14 protein-coding genes are annotated in these 18,056 nt (G+C 51.0%); 12 read left to right on the forward strand and 2 right to left on the reverse strand.

Going from position 1 to position 18,056, the window contains the following annotated elements; genetic code table 11:
- Positions 1-84 precede the first annotated feature (84 nt).
- The 5 genes from spoT to B2X65_RS01950 all read left to right on the forward strand — a co-directional run bounded on the left by spoT (position 85) and on the right by B2X65_RS01950 (position 6,428).
- A complete protein-coding gene (gene spoT / locus B2X65_RS01930; RefSeq protein ID WP_290610232.1) occupies positions 85-2,205 on the forward strand; it encodes a bifunctional GTP diphosphokinase/guanosine-3',5'-bis pyrophosphate 3'-pyrophosphohydrolase in 2,121 nt (706 codons plus the stop codon).
- A 4-nt stretch (positions 2,206-2,209) separates the two neighbouring features.
- Positions 2,210-2,602, forward strand: a complete 393-nt coding sequence (locus tag B2X65_RS01935; protein ID WP_290610234.1) for a RidA family protein — start codon at positions 2,210-2,212, stop codon at positions 2,600-2,602.
- Positions 2,602-3,459 carry a substrate-binding periplasmic protein gene (locus tag B2X65_RS01940; RefSeq protein WP_290610235.1) on the forward strand — a complete coding sequence of 286 codons (858 nt, stop codon included), beginning with the start codon at positions 2,602-2,604 and terminating at the stop codon, positions 3,457-3,459. Before B2X65_RS01935 ends, B2X65_RS01940 begins: the two co-directional genes overlap by 1 nt.
- Before the next feature lie 75 nt (positions 3,460-3,534).
- Positions 3,535-5,631 (forward strand): ATP-dependent DNA helicase RecG, encoded by a 2,097-nt coding sequence (gene recG, locus B2X65_RS01945; protein ID WP_290610236.1) that lies wholly within the window; start codon positions 3,535-3,537, stop codon positions 5,629-5,631.
- An 11-nt stretch (positions 5,632-5,642) separates the two neighbouring features.
- Complete coding sequence (locus tag B2X65_RS01950) at positions 5,643-6,428, forward strand: putative hydro-lyase (RefSeq protein ID WP_290610238.1); 786 nt, start codon at positions 5,643-5,645, stop codon at positions 6,426-6,428.
- A gap of 35 nt (positions 6,429-6,463) precedes the next feature.
- Here B2X65_RS01950 and B2X65_RS01955 read toward each other — a convergent pair whose 3' ends face one another.
- Positions 6,464-10,585, reverse strand: coding sequence for a hypothetical protein (locus tag B2X65_RS01955; RefSeq protein ID WP_290610239.1), 4,122 nt, complete (start codon positions 10,583-10,585; stop codon positions 6,464-6,466).
- A gap of 141 nt (positions 10,586-10,726) precedes the next feature.
- Entirely contained in the window at positions 10,727-12,583 is a 1,857-nt protein-coding gene (locus tag B2X65_RS01960; protein ID WP_290610240.1) for a beta-propeller domain-containing protein, read from the reverse strand.
- A 272-nt stretch (positions 12,584-12,855) separates the two neighbouring features.
- On the opposite strand from B2X65_RS01960, the gene B2X65_RS01965 reads away from it, so the two are divergent.
- The 7 genes from B2X65_RS01965 to B2X65_RS01995 all read left to right on the forward strand — a co-directional run bounded on the left by B2X65_RS01965 (position 12,856) and on the right by B2X65_RS01995 (position 17,891).
- Positions 12,856-13,590 carry a 5-oxoprolinase subunit PxpA gene (locus B2X65_RS01965; protein WP_290610242.1) on the forward strand — a complete coding sequence of 245 codons (735 nt, stop codon included), beginning with the start codon at positions 12,856-12,858 and terminating at the stop codon, positions 13,588-13,590.
- A gap of 2 nt (positions 13,591-13,592) precedes the next feature.
- Positions 13,593-14,279, forward strand: coding sequence for a 5-oxoprolinase subunit PxpB (gene pxpB, locus B2X65_RS01970; protein WP_290610244.1), 687 nt, complete (start codon positions 13,593-13,595; stop codon positions 14,277-14,279).
- The gene (locus tag B2X65_RS01975) at positions 14,276-15,340 is read left to right on the forward strand and encodes a biotin-dependent carboxyltransferase family protein (protein WP_290610246.1); all 1,065 of its coding nucleotides are present in this window, start codon (positions 14,276-14,278) and stop codon (positions 15,338-15,340) included. The genes pxpB and B2X65_RS01975 overlap by 4 nt, the downstream gene beginning before the upstream one ends.
- Positions 15,327-16,166: a glutamate cyclase domain-containing protein gene (locus tag B2X65_RS01980; RefSeq protein WP_290610247.1), complete on the forward strand. Its 840-nt coding sequence runs from the start codon at positions 15,327-15,329 to the stop codon at positions 16,164-16,166. Before B2X65_RS01975 ends, B2X65_RS01980 begins: the two co-directional genes overlap by 14 nt.
- 228 nt (positions 16,167-16,394) lie before the next feature.
- Entirely contained in the window at positions 16,395-17,267 is an 873-nt protein-coding gene (locus B2X65_RS01985; protein WP_290610249.1) for a D-amino acid aminotransferase, read from the forward strand.
- Positions 17,268-17,335: 68 nt separating this feature from the next.
- Positions 17,336-17,629: a type II toxin-antitoxin system RelB/DinJ family antitoxin gene (locus B2X65_RS01990; RefSeq protein WP_290610251.1), complete on the forward strand. Its 294-nt coding sequence runs from the start codon at positions 17,336-17,338 to the stop codon at positions 17,627-17,629.
- Positions 17,616-17,891: a type II toxin-antitoxin system RelE/ParE family toxin gene (locus tag B2X65_RS01995; RefSeq protein WP_290610252.1), complete on the forward strand. Its 276-nt coding sequence runs from the start codon at positions 17,616-17,618 to the stop codon at positions 17,889-17,891. Before B2X65_RS01990 ends, B2X65_RS01995 begins: the two co-directional genes overlap by 14 nt.
- The last annotated feature ends 165 nt before the right edge of the window (positions 17,892-18,056 follow it).

Genomic DNA, 18,056 nt, shown 5'->3' on the forward strand with positions numbered 1-18,056 from the left:
AGCCGTTGGCATCTGCGTGTTTTAGACGTATATTCTTAACTAACCAGCGTAACGAAGTGTAGCTGTCGAAGTTTGGGAGCGTTTGTGTATCTATTTGAAGGCCTGAAAAATCAAATTTCCGCCTACCTGCCGGCAGAGCAGGTTAGCCTGGTGCAGCAGGCCTACGTTGTTGCGCGCGATGCGCATGCCCCGCAAACCCGTTCCAGCGGTGAACCATACATTACCCACCCGGTAGCAGTAACCAGTATTCTGGCTGAAATGCGCATGGATCATGAAACATTAATGGCAGCACTGCTGCATGATGTGATTGAAGACACCGAATACAGCAAAGAAGATTTAGCCAGGTTGTTTGGCGATACCGTGGCCGAACTGGTGCAAGGGGTGAGCAAGCTCGATAAAGTAAAGTTTAAAGATTATCAGGAGTTTGAAGCTACCAATCTGCAAAAAATGTTTATGGCCATGACCCAGGACATCCGGGTTATTTTGATAAAACTGGCCGACCGCACTCACAATATGCGCACCCTTGGTGCACTTCGGCCGGAAAAACGCCGGCGTATCGCAAAAGAAACCCTGGAGCTGTATGCCCCTATCGCCAACCGCCTGGGTATTCACAATATTAAGAACGAGCTGGAAGACTTAGGCTTTCAGGCTCTGTACCCTATGCGTTACCGGGCACTGGGCAGCGCCGTTAAACTGGCCCGCGGCAACCGGCGCGAACTGTTGGAAAAAGTGCAGAATGAAATTCGCAGCCGCATCAGTGACGCCGGTATCGAAGCCGAGGTCAGTGGCCGGGAAAAACATCTGTACAGTATTTACCGCAAGATGAAAAACAAAGAACTGATGTTCAATGATGTGATGGACATCTATGCCTTTCGGGTGGTGGTGAACTCTATCGATAATTGCTATCGCATTCTGGGCCTGGTGCACAACCTGTATAAGCCGATTGAAATCCGCTTTAAAGACTACATTGCCATTCCGAAACAAAATGGCTATCAGTCGTTGCATACCTCGTTAATTGGCCCACATGGTATTCCGGTCGAAATTCAGATGCGCACCCGCGAAATGGACGAAATGGCCGACAAAGGGATTGCCGCGCACTGGATGTATAAATCAAACGGTGAGCATAAAGATACCACTGCGCAAATCCGGGCCCATCGCTGGATGCAAAGCCTGCTGGAATTACAGCAAAGTGCCGGTACCAGCTACGAATTTGTCGAGAACGTTAAATCGGAATTGTATCCGGAAGAGCTGTACGTTTTTACCCCCAAAGGTAAAATTGTTGAATTGCCCATTGGCGCTACCGCGGTTGATTTTGCCTATGCCGTGCATACCGATGTCGGTAACCGCTGTGTCGGTGCCAAAGTCGACCGTCGTCCTTATTCGCTCAGTAAAACCCTGGAAACCGGTCAGACCGTCGAAATCATTACCAGCCCTGGCGGCAAACCCAACGCCAACTGGCTTAACTATGTTGTCACCAGCCGGGCAATACTTGGCATTCGCAATTATTTAAAACGCCAGCAGCAAAACGAAGCCATCAGTCTGGGCAAGCGCTTGCTCACCTCGGCGCTGGGTGAAGTGAAGCTGGAAGACATTGCCGTCGATCGCATTGAGCAAGTACTTAAAAACGTTCATCAGCAATCGTTTGACGCCTTATGTAGTGAGATTGGCCTGGGTAATCAGTTACCGGTAGCCATAGCCCGGCGCCTGCTGGGTGAATTTGAAGCCGATGACACCAGTGGTAAAAACAGCTCGCCGTTACCGAAAAGCAACGCCTTCATTGTCGGCTCAGAAGGCATGCTGGTCACCTTTGCCAAGTGCTGCCGCCCGATACCTGGTGATGAAATTGTGGCAAATGCGACCCCGGGTAAAGGCTTAAATGTGCACCGCAGCGATTGTCGCAATATTAAAGGCTGGGAACGCGACCCGGCGAAATTTTTCGCCATTCGCTGGGATAACACCAGCGACAAACAATTCTTATGTGATATCCGGGTGTTTATTATCAATCGTCAGGGGGTATTGGCGAAGTTAACAACGCTACTTGCGACCCAAAACTCGAATATTCAGGACTTGGTTACCGACGACAGAGACACCGGTGAATACGTGATTAAAATTACCCTGTCAGTACAGAACAGGGTGCATCTGGCAAATGTTATGCGCAAAATACGCGTGTTGCCAGATGTTCAAAAAGTTTACAGAAGGAAATAATTCTATGTCAAAAGTCATTATCCGCACCGAAGCCGCCCCGGCTGCAATTGGCACATACAGCCAGGCGGTAAAAATTGGTACCACGGTGTATTTATCAGGTCAGATCCCGCTGGTGCCTGCCAGCATGCAAATGGTGTCAGAAGACTTCGCCGAACAAACGCATCAGGTTTTTAAAAACCTGGCTGCCGTCTGCGATGCTGCCGGTGGCACCTTAAATAACATGGCTAAATTGAATATTTTTCTGGTTGATCTTGGCCAGTTCGCCACCGTTAACCAGGTAATGAGCCAGTACTTTGCCGAGCCCTATCCGGCCAGAGCAGCAGTGCAGGTTAGCGCCTTGCCCCGTGGCGCTCAAATTGAGATCGACGGTATAATGGAAGTTCCATCAACCCACTAATGAATAAAAAAATCGCGTTACTCAGCCTTTTTTTTGCCAGCCTGTGCTTGCCGCTGCAGGCTACTGTGGATTCGCCAGAGGTAGTGACTGAGCAAACGGCAGAGCCGATAACCCCTGTTATTACTGCCGCCGCCAAGCCGAAACTGACCTGGTGCCTGGATCATTTTCCGTACTTCCATGACTATGATGCCACGACTACTCCTACCGGCCCTTCAGTAGAGTTAATGCAGGAGCTGGCCAGACGGGTTGGTTTTGAGCTTAATTTTACGCCACGAACAAACCTGGCCCGTTGTTTAAAATTGATGGAGCAAGGCAAAGTCGATTTAATGACCAATCTGAAGTTCAGTGAGCAGCGCAATCAGTTTATGGTACTGTTGCCGTACAGTAATAATATTGCCGAGAGTTTATTTTTACGGCTAAACGATGAGCGGCTGATTCAAAGCCAGGCGCAGTTGCGGGGGCTTACCCTGGCGACCTTGCGTCACTTTTTATATAACCCCGCTACCATGGTATTAATCGCCGAGGAATCACGCCATATTGCCCAGGTCGACAGTATTGAAATAGGCCTGGAGATGCTGCTACGTAACCGCATCGATGGTCTGGTGGCGCCGACCATCAGCACCACCGAAGCCATTAACGCTGCCAGCTCCTATCAGCATCGTTTTAAAATTGCGCCTATAGATTTCAGCGGCACTGCGCCGAATAATATTCATCTGGCCATCGCCAGAAACAGTCAGAATAAAGCGCTGATACCCTTGCTACAGCAACATCTGCAAGCCATGATTGATGATGGTACAGTAGCGCGGCTTATTCGCAGCCCAGAGAACCGCACCGACGTAAAAGAGCTGAAACAGTAAGCAGATTAACGCTTTGCCTGTGCCCTTTCCCGGTTTACACTAAAACCATCCGCCAGCTTTAGTTAAGAGAGCACCTTGCCGCATACCCGACTGGATAGCCTCAGCATCAGCCTGATCAAAGGCGTGGGTGCTAAAGTGGCACAGCGCCTGGAAAAGCTGGGTATTGCCAGCGTACAGGATTTACTGTTTCATTTACCGCTGCGTTACGAAGATCGCACCCGAATTTATGCCATTGCCGATCTTATGCCCGCCACCCACGCCACGGTAATGGCTGAGGTTATCAGCAGCGATATTCAGTTTGGTAAAAGGCGTAGCTGGCTGGTGAAAGTAGCCGATGGCAGCGGGTTTTTAACCTGCCGCTTTTTTCATTTCAGTGCCGCCCAGAAAAATGCAGTAACGCCGGGGGTGAAGCTGCGCTTGTTTGGTGAAGTAAAACGCGGGCCACGCGGCGTTGAAATGCTGCATCCGGAATACCGGGTGGTGCAGGAAGAACCCATCGTGCAGGTGTCCGAAACCCTGACCCCAGTGTATCCTACTACCGAGGGTATAAAACAGGCAAGTTGGCGCAAACTGACCGATACCGCGCTGGAGTATTTACAACGCTATGCCCCGGTTGAATATCTTAGTGCAACGTTACTCAGTTCGCCCTGGTCACTGGCCGAAGCGCTGGCTTATATCCACCGGCCGCCACCAGATGCAGCGCTTAGCCTGCTGGAGCAGGGGCGCCACCCGGCGCAGCAACGGTTAATTCTGGAAGAGCTGGTAGCCCAGCAGTTAAGCATGTATCAGCTGCGTAGCCATAGCCAGCAACAGCATGCGGTGGCATTGCCTGAGCAGCCGGCGTTAACCCGGAAGTTTTTAGCCAGTTTGCCCTTTCAGCTAACGGGCGCGCAGCAGCGGGTTGTGGCAGAATTGCGGCAAGATTTAGCCAGGTCGCTGCCCATGCTTCGGCTGGTACAAGGCGATGTCGGCTCTGGCAAAACTCTGGTTGCTGCCCTGGCAGCGCTAACCGCGATTGCTCAGGGGTATCAGGTCGCGCTCATGGCACCAACCGAATTACTGGCAGAGCAACATGCTGCCAATTTTACTACCTGGTTTAGCCCGCTGGGTATTGAGGTCGCCTGGCTTGGGGGTAAAACCAAAGGCAAGACACGGGATAACACCCTGACAAAGCTCGCCGATGGTAGCGCCCAGATGGTGCTGGGTACTCATGCCTTGTTTCAGCAAAGTGTCACATTTTGTAAGCTGGCGCTGATTATTATTGACGAGCAGCACCGCTTTGGGGTGCACCAGCGACTGGCGCTGCGCGAAAAAAGTGGTATGGCGGGCGTATTCCCACATCAGTTGGTGATGACCGCTACTCCCATTCCCCGAACGCTGGCCATGACCGCCTATGCTGATCTCGATACCTCGGTTATCGACGAGCTGCCCCCAGGCCGCACCCCGGTAACCACCGTCGCCATTCCTGACAGCCGCCGTAGTGAGATTATTGAACGGGTTCGTAATGGTGTGCTGCAGGATCACCGCCAGGTGTACTGGGTATGCACCCTTATTGAAGAGTCAGAAGTACTGCAATGCCAGGCCGCTGAAGATACCGCCGCCAGCCTGACCGCCGCCTTACCTGAGCTGCAGGTAGCACTGGTGCATGGCCGCTTAAAAAGCGCTGAAAAACAAGATATTATGGCGCGTTTTAGCCGTGGTGAAATCGACCTGCTCGTCGCCACCACCGTAATCGAAGTGGGGGTAGATGTACCCAATGCCAGTTTAATGATTATTGAAAACCCCGAGCGGCTGGGTCTGGCGCAACTGCATCAGTTACGGGGCCGGGTTGGCCGGGGCAGTGCGGTCTCCCACTGTGTGCTGTTATATCATGCGCCATTGTCCAAAACCGCACAGGCGCGCCTGGCCGTGCTGCGTGACAGTAACGATGGCTTTATTATTGCCCAGCGCGATCTGGAAATACGGGGACCGGGTGAACTGTTAGGCACCCGTCAAACCGGATTGTTGCAGTTTAAAATTGCCGATATCAGCCGCGACGCCGAGCTTATTCCGCATGCCCGCCAATTAGCAGCACAACTATGGCAGCAGGGGCAGCAGCAAAACGATCTGACCGCCTGTCAACAATTGATCCGGCGCTGGCTGGCCAACAAAGACATTTATGGTAATGCCTGAAGGAGGCAAACATGTTAACGCTTACTCCTCATCAGTTACGTCTGCAATGCCGCAGCGGCGCCTTTAGCGGCAATACCTCGGGCTTTGCAGCAGGTTTTGTCCAGGCCAATATGGCCATTTTACCCCGCCAGTACGCCGCCGATTTTCTGCAGTTTTGCCATTTTAACCCCAAACCCTGCCCTTTACTGGGTATGGCAGCCACACCGGGCGCAATTGATATGCCGGCAATGGCCAAAGATCTGGATATCCGCAGCGATTTACCAAAATACCGAATTTTCCGGCACGGTAAGTTAGCGGATGAAGTCACTGATGTGCGAAGTGTCTGGCGGGATGATTTAGTGACCTTCTTAATTGGCTGCTCGTTCTCATTTGAGGAATCGCTGCTGGCAGATGGTCTGGAAATTCGCAATATCACCGAGCAGGTTAACGTGCCAATGTACCGCACTTCTCTCGCCTGTACCCCTGCCGGGGTGTTTCATGGCGGTATGGTGGTCAGTATGCGGCCGATGAAACCCGCCGATGCCATCCGCGCTATTCAGATTTGCTCACGCTTTCCGCAGGTACATGGCGCACCGGTGCATTTTGGCGATCCGGCTGCTATTGGTATTAACGATATTACCAAGCCAGATTTTGGTGATGCCGTTAGCATTAAACCCGGTGAAGTGCCGGTATTCTGGGCCTGTGGTGTGACGCCCCAGGTGGCAATAGCCAATGCCAACCTTGATTTTTGCATAACCCACAGCCCGGGCCACATGCTGGTTACTGATATTCCTAACAGCAAACTGTCGGTGTTCTGACTAAGGCTCTGGCCAGAGCTTTGAGGTACTCAGGCTTAACTTTTAAAATAACTGCGCAGCGAACTGCCGCTGCTGAACACACTGATCATACTGCCGAGCACCCCGGCAATAGAGGCGGCCACGATATGCAGCGACTGACCTGAGGTCAGGGCAATGCCACCGACAATAACCACCGCCAGCGCTGCAAAACTAAGCCGGTAATTTTTCCACACCCCGGCTTCGCCTACTTTTACCAATTGCCGTAAAGTTTCAGACGGCTCCGCATTTTGCACAAACTGACGGAAACTGCGATTAACCAACGTCAGTTTGCCACGGCTTACCCGTAGCAAACCATTGATCGCCAAATGTTCTATCATCAGGCAATTAAGCGGGTTCAGTTGGTGGCCGTTGGCCAGATTAAACAGCGCCAGCTTCTCTTCGTTGCTGCAGCCTTCCCACTTATATCGATATAAGGCATCGGCATGAGTCAGGATAAAATTCAAAGTCGCCCATTGCCGGGTCGTCAGGCCATCGCTGCCGCGCCAAAGCCCCGGGCGAGGCTCAGCTTGTGTAGTGTTTAGCTGGTCTGTCGTGGCGGGCAATGGCCCAAGCAACGGGTACGCGTCGATTTCCTGCTGCAACATGTCAGCGTCTAACGGCTCAGCCAGGGTATCTGGCATTTGTACATTAAAGTTAAGTAAGCATTCTGACCAAGTCAGGTATTCAGATTGCTGCAAGGCACTTTCGCCATCAGCAACTATCTCGTCTTTAATGGTCAGCCGCTGCAAACTGTTAAACCCCATCACCAGGGTAAATTTACTAAGCTCGCCTAATAAGGTCAGCGCTTTAAGTTCAGTAATCAGGCCCAGTAACAACTGGCGCCGCCTCGGGCCATTGAGGCCGGTGTCTATCTGGCTAAGGGTAACCTGCATTGGTTTGCCTGGCTCGCTCTGTTGCAGCATTATTGACACGTTCTGCAATTCATCCTCAAGCTGTTGTAAGGTGGCACTACGCTGGTAAAGCTGCTCAAAACCCGGCAGCAGCGCGCTGTCGCTTTGCGCTAACCGTACTTGTTTTAACAGCATCAGTAAATTAACCCCGGCCGGGGGGCAAGCGCTCAGCTGTAGTTGCAGCCCGTCAACCAGCCGTGTCGCAGGTGCAAGCTGCGTCTTGGTGCTCAGCTGATAAATATGCCGTAGAAAATCACTGTCATAACCCAGTCGCAGCCATAATACCCGGCGCACATAAAGCTGCCACAGTACTAAAAACAGCAGTAAAGGCAGCAAAAACTGCACACTGACAAGCAACAGCTGGCTCAGTGTTTTCGGGCTGTTGCTGGTATCATGCAACGTTTGCATCGCCACAGTGCCAATGCCATGTTCATTGTCAGGTGCGCTGCGCTGCGCCTCACTATTCATCTCAAGCGGCTCTAAGCGCACCAGAAAGGTTTTTACCCACTGCCACAAGTATGTATTGCCAATAATGGTACTGAGTTTAGGATAATCATCCGGCAAACCGCTACTGCTAACGCCAGCGCAGCGCTGCTGATAGGTTGCCACAGACCAGGAAACCGGCAGCAGCTGGGTCGGTTGCAAACGCTGCTCAGTAATAGAATTAGGAAAACGGTTTATAGCAAACTCATGTAACTCGGCCCGCTCACGGTTAAACTCAATACATTGCATTTTGGCGTAATGGGCCTGCAACGCCTGCTGCGGCACCTTACTGATGTAAGATAAATAGCTAAACGGCAGTAAACTGATGACCGCAACACTGCCGGCAATAATTAGTTTAGCGCCCGGTTTAATTATCGGTGCCTGCGGTTTGCGCTGGCGCAAAAACAGGCTGACGCAACCAATAATAAGCAAAAACAATACGGCGCTTAACCACGGTAATACTGCGGTTAATTGGCTGGAGGGGATAGTAAGCTGCAGCGCAGTTCGTAGCGCAAAAAAACCATAAACCAGGCCCCAGACCAGTGACACCAGCAATAACAAGCGTCGGCTGTCAAAACCAAGCGGGATCCCCAGCCGGTTTTTAACCAGCTTGCTGTTAACAAAGCGTCGCAGCAGCTGCAACGCGGTGATTAACAGCAAAAAGAATACAATCATGCTGACGCTGAAAATCAGAAACTGATTGCTCATAATGGCATCGACATGATCCTGCGGATAAAACAACACCAGCGCCCATTCATCTACCGGTGAGCCAGTCAGGATAAAATTGCCGGGCTGACCATGATAAAAGCCGGTCAGGCCAGTTCTGACACTATTGCCGGTGGGCTCCCCGGATCTGACAGTCTGGCTCAGCAGGTTGCTCTCACTGCCAATATAGTAAATATTCTCAACAAAGGTGCGGCTGTTATCATTGTGATACAACACCTTGCCAGTACGTCGTTCTACCACCATAAACTGCAAGCCGTTGGCAGAGGGTGGTGCCAGGCTTACCGACGGTAATACCACATCGGCCACCAGCACAAAGCCGGCATCGCTGACCTCCCTGTCACTATCGCTGTCACTGCCACCATTCTCGTTTTGCCTGGCCTGTAGTGGCATCGCAATAGTCGTGCCCCGGGTACCGTTATTCACATTCAGCAACCGCTGAATATAGACATTGTCAAAGCTCTGCCCTTTCAGCGTCAATTGCCAGCCATTACCATTACGTACCCGCTTAAAGTAATCACGGTGCGATAAATCATACACCTTAGGCGCCGCGTTGTTTTCCAGAAAATACATAGACGGAAAACGTGAGCGGCCAGCTGCATCCAGCATGCTTACCGACAATAGCTTACCCGACACTGCTGTACTATTTTGACCAGAATCTTGACCAGAATTTTTATCTGAATTTTGACGATAATGTTGAAGATAGTACGTTTGCATGGTGCATTCTTTGTCAGCGTCGACGTGCATGAGCTTCGGATAAAAATCATAGGCCAGCTCTGTCTTTGAACAGGGTGCAAACTTTTGCTGATAATTAATTTGCTTTAACGTTGCCGCCGCCGGTAACAACGATTTGTCGACTGCACTCCCCTGCCAGTGCTGCTGGTAGTAGGCACTGTAGCTTTGCAGATCGCTAAATACAGCGTGGATATCCGCCGTTAAGTCAGCCCGTAATTTTTCAATATAATCTTGCGCCTGCTGCTGCCGGCTCTGCTGCCATACGGTTACGGTCAGATAGCTGAAAATAAGCGCCAGTAATACCGAAAAAAAACCATAGGCCACCAGATAACAAAAGCTGGCATATAAGCGGTTCACCGACTGGTTTTTCGGCTGCAAATACATCCGAAGTACCGACCAGACAAAGGTTAAGCTTACCAGGGTGGCAAACAACAAAGGAATATTCCAGTAGCCGCTGCCCTGCTCTGCCAGCTGTTGCTGAGGCAGCAAACCCACCAGATACAACTGCGATACCGCCTGATCTGCTGCATTATTGTTTACAGCGACCAGCCCGGCGGCCAGTCGCATCGGATAAATAAACAGCCGGTAGTCACCGTAAGACAACTCCATGTCCAGATGAACACTGTAGCTGGGCAGCCTGGGTTCTGGTGGCGCTCTGCTATCGGTTACTTCACTGAAAAAATCACTGTATTGCTGCTTGCTTAGTGCTTCGGTTACGCTGGTTAAATTAACAAAAGAAATGGTTGTTTCACCGCCAGTGCTGGCCAGCACCTGGCTATCTTCGGTAACAAACAACAACTGGCTGAAACCACGTTCTGGCTCAGGTAAAAAATCGGCATGCTGAATTTCCGCTTCAAGGTAATTTACAGTGTTGTTGTCAGTTTGTTGATACCAACGCAGCTGCACTTTATCCTGGGTTAACCAGTAGCGATTGCGGTAGCTGGCGCAAGGGGTCGTGCTCTGTTCTCCCTCCTTCTGCGGACAGTCGCCGGACAGCTGTTGGCGGTGGGTCACTTTGTAACTGGGAAACAACGCCCTGATAGCAGTTTCGCTTTCCTGATAATCATACAAGCTTTGCAGTTTTATCAGGTTTTCAGTAAAGATATTACTGGCTTCCGCCAACACCCTGAAGTAGTCCTGATTAATCACACTGCTGCGGGCCTGGGCGTAACGGTAGTAACCAAACACCATTAGCGCCAGTAATGCCGCCATCAGCAACAGTAACCCGGCAATCCGTTTCGGGCCGGTTTTTCTCTGGCGCGGTTCTGGTGCGGTGTCGCTTTGCATGGCGCTGGCCTTAAGTTAACAATTAAGTAATAACTTAAACTCAGCAAATTGCAACCTGTAGCAGGTCAGACGTGCTTAGCACGCTGGTAAATTAGCAACTACACGGAGGAGAGCGCTGACCTGCCTGCGCTTTCCTTGCGGCTAATATTGACCAATAACCTGCTCCGGTAACTGCCAGTTACTGTGATACACCCTGTCATCAACAATAAAATAAATATCATCTTCCACCAGTACACTGCGAGCCCCCCAAGATAAGCCGTATAAGCTGCTTTGGGTGGCAATTAACTCGCCGGTAATATCCATCGCACCATTGCTGTCAACTTCCAGGGTCAATAAACTCAGCTGCTCCCCCAATTCTGATGAGTAGCGACTCAGCGGCAATGCCAGCCGGGTCACATTACCATGCTGCAATGTTGTCAGGCTGTGGTGCTGAAGCTCTAGCGGCGAATACTGCGCATTGAACACCAGTTCCTGTTGCACTACCGCATCGTTTGCACTGACATCAAACAAGGCTACTTTTGAACCCGCCGTTTCCCAAAGAGGAAATCCCTCAGCATTAAGTTCAATTTGCTGGCCCAGTCCCCACAATAGGTTTTCATTAATACTGTGCAGATAAGCGGAATACCCCGGAATTTCCAGCTCTCCAACTATGGCTGGCTGCAGTGGGTTGCTGATATCCAGGGTGTAAAGGGGATCAGTGCGCTCAAATGTCACGACATAGGCGCGATCTGCAACAAAACGAACGCCGTAAATATCTTCTCCTGGCTTGCCGATCACCTGATCTGGCTGCTGAGCGTTTGGAAGCCGGGCAACCACCTTCAGGCTGGTACCGTCCTGCTGCAAAGTAAGAAACTGATGTTGCAGCCCCGCTTCCGACCAGCGGCTGGTCAGCAGCATCAGGTGCTGTTGTTTTTCATACAACATAAAGGCGCTCTGGCTGCCGCCTATGTAACCCTCTACTGCCCCGGTAGCCTGATAGCCAACTGATGCCTCATCCAGCGAAAACTTATGCAATACCGTTCTGACACTTTCTTCACCGCTGACTGAGCCATGCAGATACAAATGCTCTGTCGACATGTAAATATCGGCTATCGAGGCAACGATACAACTGCTTTGGGTTTGATACGGCGCGCTGGTTGCAATACGGGTAACTACCACCATCCTGCTGCTACCTTCGTTTGTCTGCATATCAGCCGGCAGATAACACTGTTGCGAGGCAATTAAAGGCTCAGTCGCAGCCTCGTTAAGTTGCCGTTTAGGCATTAGCTCAGTGAGATCAGTGTTTGTTAGCACCTGCATATTGTTCAGCTTGTCAGCCACGGTTGCTGCATGAGGCCGGAATCCCTCCACAGCCGGTGTATAACGTGATACCAGCCACACAGCCTCTGCAGTGCGACGGCTGGCAATCAGCTGGCCATCGAACTGCATCCGGTAAACGTTATTGCCCTGTTCAAATACCTGAACAATGATCTGAGAACTGGCAGCATCCCAGCCGTAGGAAGAAAAGGGCTGGTAAGCGTAACCATTAATATCAGAGCCAACTACTGTTAATTGGTCGTCACTGACATAAATGCCGTCTATATGTTGCAGCTCTGGTGAAAGTTCAACATCCTGCAGCGCACTAAGGCTACTGTCCTCATTACGTTGCCAGCGCTTAACATAAGGCCTTGCGTCCTGATGCTGTACTCCGCTGACATACAACGTTTGTGCGGCAAATTTCACCCGGTCTGCCTCATCCACCCCCTGAGTAATTAAATTGGTGGTCGACACTAGCTCCGCTGGTGGTGGCGAGCCATTGCCAGCAAGAGGCACGTCAGCCTGAGCATACAAACCATTTTTTAAATAACTGGCCAGTGGCTGACCGCTTACCCTGGTCAATGGTGCCGTGCTGGCACCAGCAACCGAAACCTGCCACAAGTTTGCACTTTCGTCCGTATCTGAACCATCACCGCACGCCACCAGCAACACACTGGCAGCCACTGCGCTTAGTACTCTCATTGTCAGCATCCTTTCAGGCATTTTAATAAAATATCAATCTAACCATAAGGTGAACATCAAGCTGTCTCTATTTGCGATTAACTGTATAAATTTGTAATTGTACCAGCTCAGCCTACTAATGAATTTTGCCGCAGTCAGATGCCACATTTGGCCTGAAGCAGCTTTGTAACTGGCAGAACAAGCGGCAGCGTGAATAACCTGCTCTGCGCTATTGCTTATTGACCTGACAACATGAATAATTTATTCCTTAAACCACAGACCAGGGAGATAGCATGCTACTTAATTGCGATTTAGGCGAAAGCTACGGCAGCTGGACCATGGGCCTCGATAGTCAGGTAATGCCTTATATTGATCAGGCCAACATTGCCTGTGGTTTTCATGCTGGCGATCCCGATGTGATGCAGCGCACACTGCAACTGGCTAAACAGCATAATGTGGCCATTGGTGCCCACCCGGCCTATCCTGATTTAAATGGCTTTGGCCGGCGCAGCATGCATTGCTCGCACAACGAAATTATTAACTTAATGCATTATCAAATTGCCGCGCTGGACGGCATGGCGCAGTGCCAGGGTGTAAGCTTAAGCTACGTAAAACCACATGGTGCGCTGTATAACGATATGATGAGCAAACCTGCGGTCTGGCAGGCGGTAGTGCAGGCCATAGCCAGCTACCATAAACCCTTAAAACTGATGCTGCTGGCCGATAATAGCCGCCAGACTTATCAGCAACAGGCCGCTGAGTTAAAGGTGAAACTGTTGTTTGAAGCCTTTGCCGACAGGCGCTATACAGATGAGGGTAAGCTAACTCCGCGCAGCCAAAGCGGTGCGGTATTACATGATGCGGCAGTACTGGCTCAGGTGTCTGAATTACTTAACGATGGCAGCGTAACCACAGCCAGCGGCCAGCGCCTGGCGCTGCAAGCCGATACCCTTTGTGTGCATGGCGACAACCCGGCAGCGGTGGCACAGATGGCGCAAATTCGCCACCTATTGCAGGCAGTACGCTGAGCATGTCGCTATACCGTCTTACCCTGGCCAGCGAAAACGCGGTTATGGTGTATTTTGAGCAAAAAATGGCCGCAGATATTGCCGGTTTAGTGCAGCAGGCCATGCCGCTTATTCGCCAGGCACTGGGCCAGCACTTAGTCGAACTGCTGCCCTCTTATGCCTCGGTACTGGTAGTATTTAACCCGTTTAGTTGTGATCATTTCGCCGTTAACGCTCTGCTTAACAAGGCACTTGCCGCGCTTAGCCCTAATACGTCTGCCAGTGGCAGGCGTATTGAGCTACCGGTCTATTACAGCGAGCAAAGCGGGCCCGATTTAGCCCTTATTGCCAAAACCAAACAGCTGACAATTGATGAAGTCATTAAACTGCACCAACAGCAGCTGTATCGGGTCTATGCCATTGGCTTTGCCCCGGGTTTTGCTTACTTAGGTGAAGTGGCAGAACAACTGGCCATGCCCCGCCTTGCCTCGCCGCGCGCAAAAGTGCCGCGTGGGGCGGTAGCGATTGCCGATAGGCAAACCGCGGTTTACCCGGCTGTATCGCCCGGTGGCTGGAATATTATTGGCCTTTGCCCTACCCCAATGTTTCAGCCGGATAACGACCCCGCCATGCCGGTGGCCGTTGGCGATGAAGTGCAATTTGTGGCCATTAGCAAAGCCGAGTTTTTGCAATTGGGTGGCGAGCTATGAGCCATTTTGAAGTGGACTATTTTGAAGTGGGCTATTTTGAAGTGCTTAGCCCCGGCGTTCATAGCCTTATTCAGGATCAGGGCCGCTTTGGCCAGGGCGCACTGGGCTTAACCAACGGCGGGCCGCTCGACGCTAGCTCGGCGCACTGGGCGAATGCCCTGGTAGGTAATGGTGCGAATGCCCTGGTTGGTAATAGTGCGAATGCCCTGGTTGGCAATAACCCTAATGCCAGTTTAATTGAGTGCAGCATTGGCGGCTTGCAGTTAAAGGTTCATTGCAGTTCCAACCTGTGCGTTACCGGTGCCAGCCTTGCCCTTACCATTAATGGTAAAGCAAAAACACTGTGGCAAAGCCATCCTGTGCAGGCGGGCGATGTTATCGAACTGGGCATGGTAAGCCAAGGCCTGCGCGCTTACTTGGCCGTTGCCGGTGGTTTTCAAATCGCCCCACATTTTGGCAGTACCGCTACCGTTGTGCGCGAGGGCATTGGCGGCCTTAACCAAAACGGCGCTAAGCTGCAACCGGGCGACAAACTGCCACTGCGGGCCAGCGCACCGTTAGCGCCACGGCAATTTGCTAACGCCATGCAACCTGATTTTGATTTTAGCAAAGGCCTTAGCCTGCGACTTGTTGAAGGCTACCAGCAGCCATTATTCAGTAGCGTGGCGCGCCAGCGGTTTTATCTTAATCACTACACCGTGACCCCAAAAGCCGACCGGATGGGCGTTAAACTCAGCGGCCCAGCCATTGAATGCACCAGCCAGAGCCTACTTTCTGAGGGCATTTGCTACGGTGCCGTGCAAATTCCGCCCGACGGCCAACCCATTGTGCTGCTAAACGACCGGCAAACGCTGGGCGGCTACCCGAAAATTGGCAGCGTGTTGTCGCTCGATTGCTGGAAGCTGGCACAGGCACCGGCCGGCACCGTGCTAAGCTTTGAAAAAATTGACCCGCAGCAGGCCCACAATGCGTTGCTGCTGGCCCGGGCCTATGATGCAAGGCTATTGGCAGAAATTAACTCGCGTTGCAGCAGCGCTGGAGCAGATCATGACAACACCTGATTTACCCGCGCTAAGCCAGCAGATAGAACAACTCCTGGTAGCGCGCAATTTACGCGGCATGCAACTGCTGCAACAACAGCTTCGTCCGGGTTATATCCTGCGAGCCGCCAGGCTGATTAACCAATGCCAGGGCACGGTATTAATTGGCACCGGTTTTCCGGTACTCGACACCTTTGAAACCGACGGCCCGGTTGGCGCTATTGCGTTGTACCAGCTGTTAGAGCAGTTAGGCGCCAGGCCAATACTGGTAAGCGGCAACCCGCTCTGTTCAGTGTTAGCCAGCCGTTACCGTACCTGGCAAATCAGTGTTAATCAGCAGCAGAATCTGCCGGCTATTGCCAGTCAGGCACTGGCTGAGCTGCAACCGCAGCTGGTGATTTCGATAGAGCGCCCCGGCTTTACCGCAAATAGCCGCTACGCCAATATGCGCGGTGAAGATATTACCGAGCGCTGCGCCAGTTTCGACCACTTTTTAAGTTTGGCCAGTTGCCCCACTATTGGTATTGGTGACGGCGGCAACGAAATAGGTATGGGCAATATGGCGGCATTTTTAGGTCAGCTGAATATTACCCCGGCCGTCACAGAATGTGACGAACTGCTGGTAGCCGACGTGTCTAACTGGGCCGCCTGGGGTATTATTGCCATGGTGTCAGTGTTGCAGGGTCGTGATTTACTGACCGGTGCAGACCCGCTGCAGATCCTTAAGTTTTTATCGGCCCACGGCAGTGTCGATGGGGTTACCCGGTTAAATACCTTAACCGAAGATGGTTTGCCCTATACCGAAGGCGAGCAGCTGATTAGAGAACTTAAATTACTAACGAAATGAGAGTCGGTGTAACAGCCGAACCGATATACCCACACCAACACGCCGTGAATACGTCCCTGTAGGCTCGGTTATGAACTTCATCCATGAAGTTCACCCTGGCGGGCCAGCGGAGCTGTTCAAATTCGTTCCTGACGAATTTGTCCCGCAAATCCAGGGCTTCAACGGTTGGTTTAGGGTACATCGATTCTGCTTTACGAATTTCTGAGTAGCATCTTAAAGAGAACTTCAATGACAACAGTGTATTTAAATGGCCAGTTTATGCCGGCAAGCGAGGCCAAAATTTCGCCAATGGATCGCGGTTTTTTATTTGGCGACGGCATTTACGAAGTTATTCCCAGCTACCATGGCCGTTTTGTCGGTTTCAAACCACACATTGCCCGTATGCAAGATGGCTTAAGCCAGCTGTCGATAGACCCGGCGCTACACCTGGCCGACTGGCAAAGCATTTGTCAACGCCTGCTAAGCGATAACCGCAATACAAATGGCGATAATCAGGCAGTCTATATTCAGGTAAGCCGCGGTACCGACAGCAAACGCAACCATGCATTCCCTGCCAATATCAAAGCCACGGTGTTTGCCTATGCCTTCCCTATTGCGCCCGAGCCCATCGCCGATAAAAGCAAAGCTACAACGTTTAACGTGGTAACGGGGCAAGACTTACGCTGGCAGCGCTGCCATATTAAATCCACCTCGCTGCTGGGCAATGTATTACATTATCAACAAGGCTACGCCAGCGGTGCCCAGGAAATACTGCTGTTCGATAAAGACGCTAACCTAACCGAAGGCGCTGCAGTAAATGTGTTTGTAATTAAAAACGGCGTTATCGCCACCCCGCCGCTAACAAATAAGTTATTGCCGGGTATTACCCGTTTATTGCTGTTAGATATTTTGCGCAAACACAGCAGCATTACAGTGGAAGAGCGTGATATTTCCGAGCAAGAAGTATTCGCCGCCGACGAAATATGGCTTACCAGCTCCAGCAAAGAAATTGCGCCAGTACTTAAAGTTAACGAGCATACCGTGGGTAATGGCGAAGTCGGCGATGTCTGGCTTGCTGCGCAAAAGCTGTTTAGCCAGCACAAGTATGATGAACTTGTCTGATTTGACAAAGTCTCAATTGAGATACAAACTAAGCCAGTAATTAAATCAGACAAAAACAGGTGAATTCAATGACGACATCAATGATACATGTCAGGGTAGATACCGAATTAAAAGCAGATGCCGCTGCTAAGCTGGCAGACGTTGGGTTAACCGTATCAGATGCTGTTCGTATTTTACTCACCCGCATCTCAAAAGAAGGTGGTTTACCTGCTGGCCTGGTCGCTGATGCAAGCGCCTATGATGCTTGGTTTAAAGCCAAAGTACATGAAGCTTTGAATGATCCTGCAGAGGCGTTACCGCATGCAGATGTCATGAATGACATTCAGACATTAATAAATCGCAAACGAAATGCGCAAGCTTAACTGGAAACCAACGGCCAAGGCAGACCTCTTTGCCATTCTGGAATTTATTGCTGAAGATAATATTAATGCCGCTCAGCAGCTAAAAGATCTTATTGAAACTAAAACAGTCGCACTTCAAACTCAACCTGAGCTCTACCGCAGTGGTAGGGTAGAAGGGACCCGCGAGATGGTCGTTCATCCAAACTATATTGTTATTTATACAGCATCAGATACTGAAGTTTTAATTTTAAGAGTATTGCACGCAGCTCAGCAGTGGCCTTAGATCCAGAGTATTAGTATACCAACTGTAACTAGTATTCGCTTCTCACCAAATCTCCCCCCCTTCTTTGTCAAAGAGGGGAACTAACCCGTCCCACTTTAGCAAAGGGGGACTACAGGGGGATTTGGTTTGTTCTCATGCCAATTAATTTTTATCTGACCCTGAGGG

The sequence above is a fragment of the Arsukibacterium sp. UBA3155 genome (genome assembly GCA_002364615.1).
In the GTDB taxonomy this organism is placed as follows: domain Bacteria; phylum Pseudomonadota; class Gammaproteobacteria; order Enterobacterales; family Alteromonadaceae; genus Alishewanella.

What these genes read in the sequence shown, in the direction of transcription:
- B2X65_RS01940 (WP_290610235.1), top strand. Translation starts at nt 2,602, where the DNA reads ATGAATAAAAAAATCGCGTTACTCAGCCTTTTTTTTGCCAGCCTGTGC.
- B2X65_RS01960 (WP_290610240.1), bottom strand. Translation starts at nt 12,583, where the DNA reads ATGAGAGTACTAAGCGCAGTGGCTGCCAGTGTGTTGCTGGTGGCGTGC.
- B2X65_RS01985 (WP_290610249.1), top strand. Translation starts at nt 16,395, where the DNA reads ATGACAACAGTGTATTTAAATGGCCAGTTTATGCCGGCAAGCGAGGCC.
- B2X65_RS01935 (WP_290610234.1), top strand. Translation starts at nt 2,210, where the DNA reads ATGTCAAAAGTCATTATCCGCACCGAAGCCGCCCCGGCTGCAATTGGC.
- pxpB (WP_290610244.1), top strand. Translation starts at nt 13,593, where the DNA reads ATGTCGCTATACCGTCTTACCCTGGCCAGCGAAAACGCGGTTATGGTG.
- B2X65_RS01965 (WP_290610242.1), top strand. Translation starts at nt 12,856, where the DNA reads ATGCTACTTAATTGCGATTTAGGCGAAAGCTACGGCAGCTGGACCATG.
- B2X65_RS01975 (WP_290610246.1), top strand. Translation starts at nt 14,276, where the DNA reads ATGAGCCATTTTGAAGTGGACTATTTTGAAGTGGGCTATTTTGAAGTG.
- B2X65_RS01990 (WP_290610251.1), top strand. Translation starts at nt 17,336, where the DNA reads ATGACGACATCAATGATACATGTCAGGGTAGATACCGAATTAAAAGCA.
- B2X65_RS01950 (WP_290610238.1), top strand. Translation starts at nt 5,643, where the DNA reads ATGTTAACGCTTACTCCTCATCAGTTACGTCTGCAATGCCGCAGCGGC.
- B2X65_RS01980 (WP_290610247.1), top strand. Translation starts at nt 15,327, where the DNA reads ATGACAACACCTGATTTACCCGCGCTAAGCCAGCAGATAGAACAACTC.
- B2X65_RS01995 (WP_290610252.1), top strand. Translation starts at nt 17,616, where the DNA reads ATGCGCAAGCTTAACTGGAAACCAACGGCCAAGGCAGACCTCTTTGCC.
- B2X65_RS01955 (WP_290610239.1), bottom strand. Translation starts at nt 10,585, where the DNA reads ATGCAAAGCGACACCGCACCAGAACCGCGCCAGAGAAAAACCGGCCCG.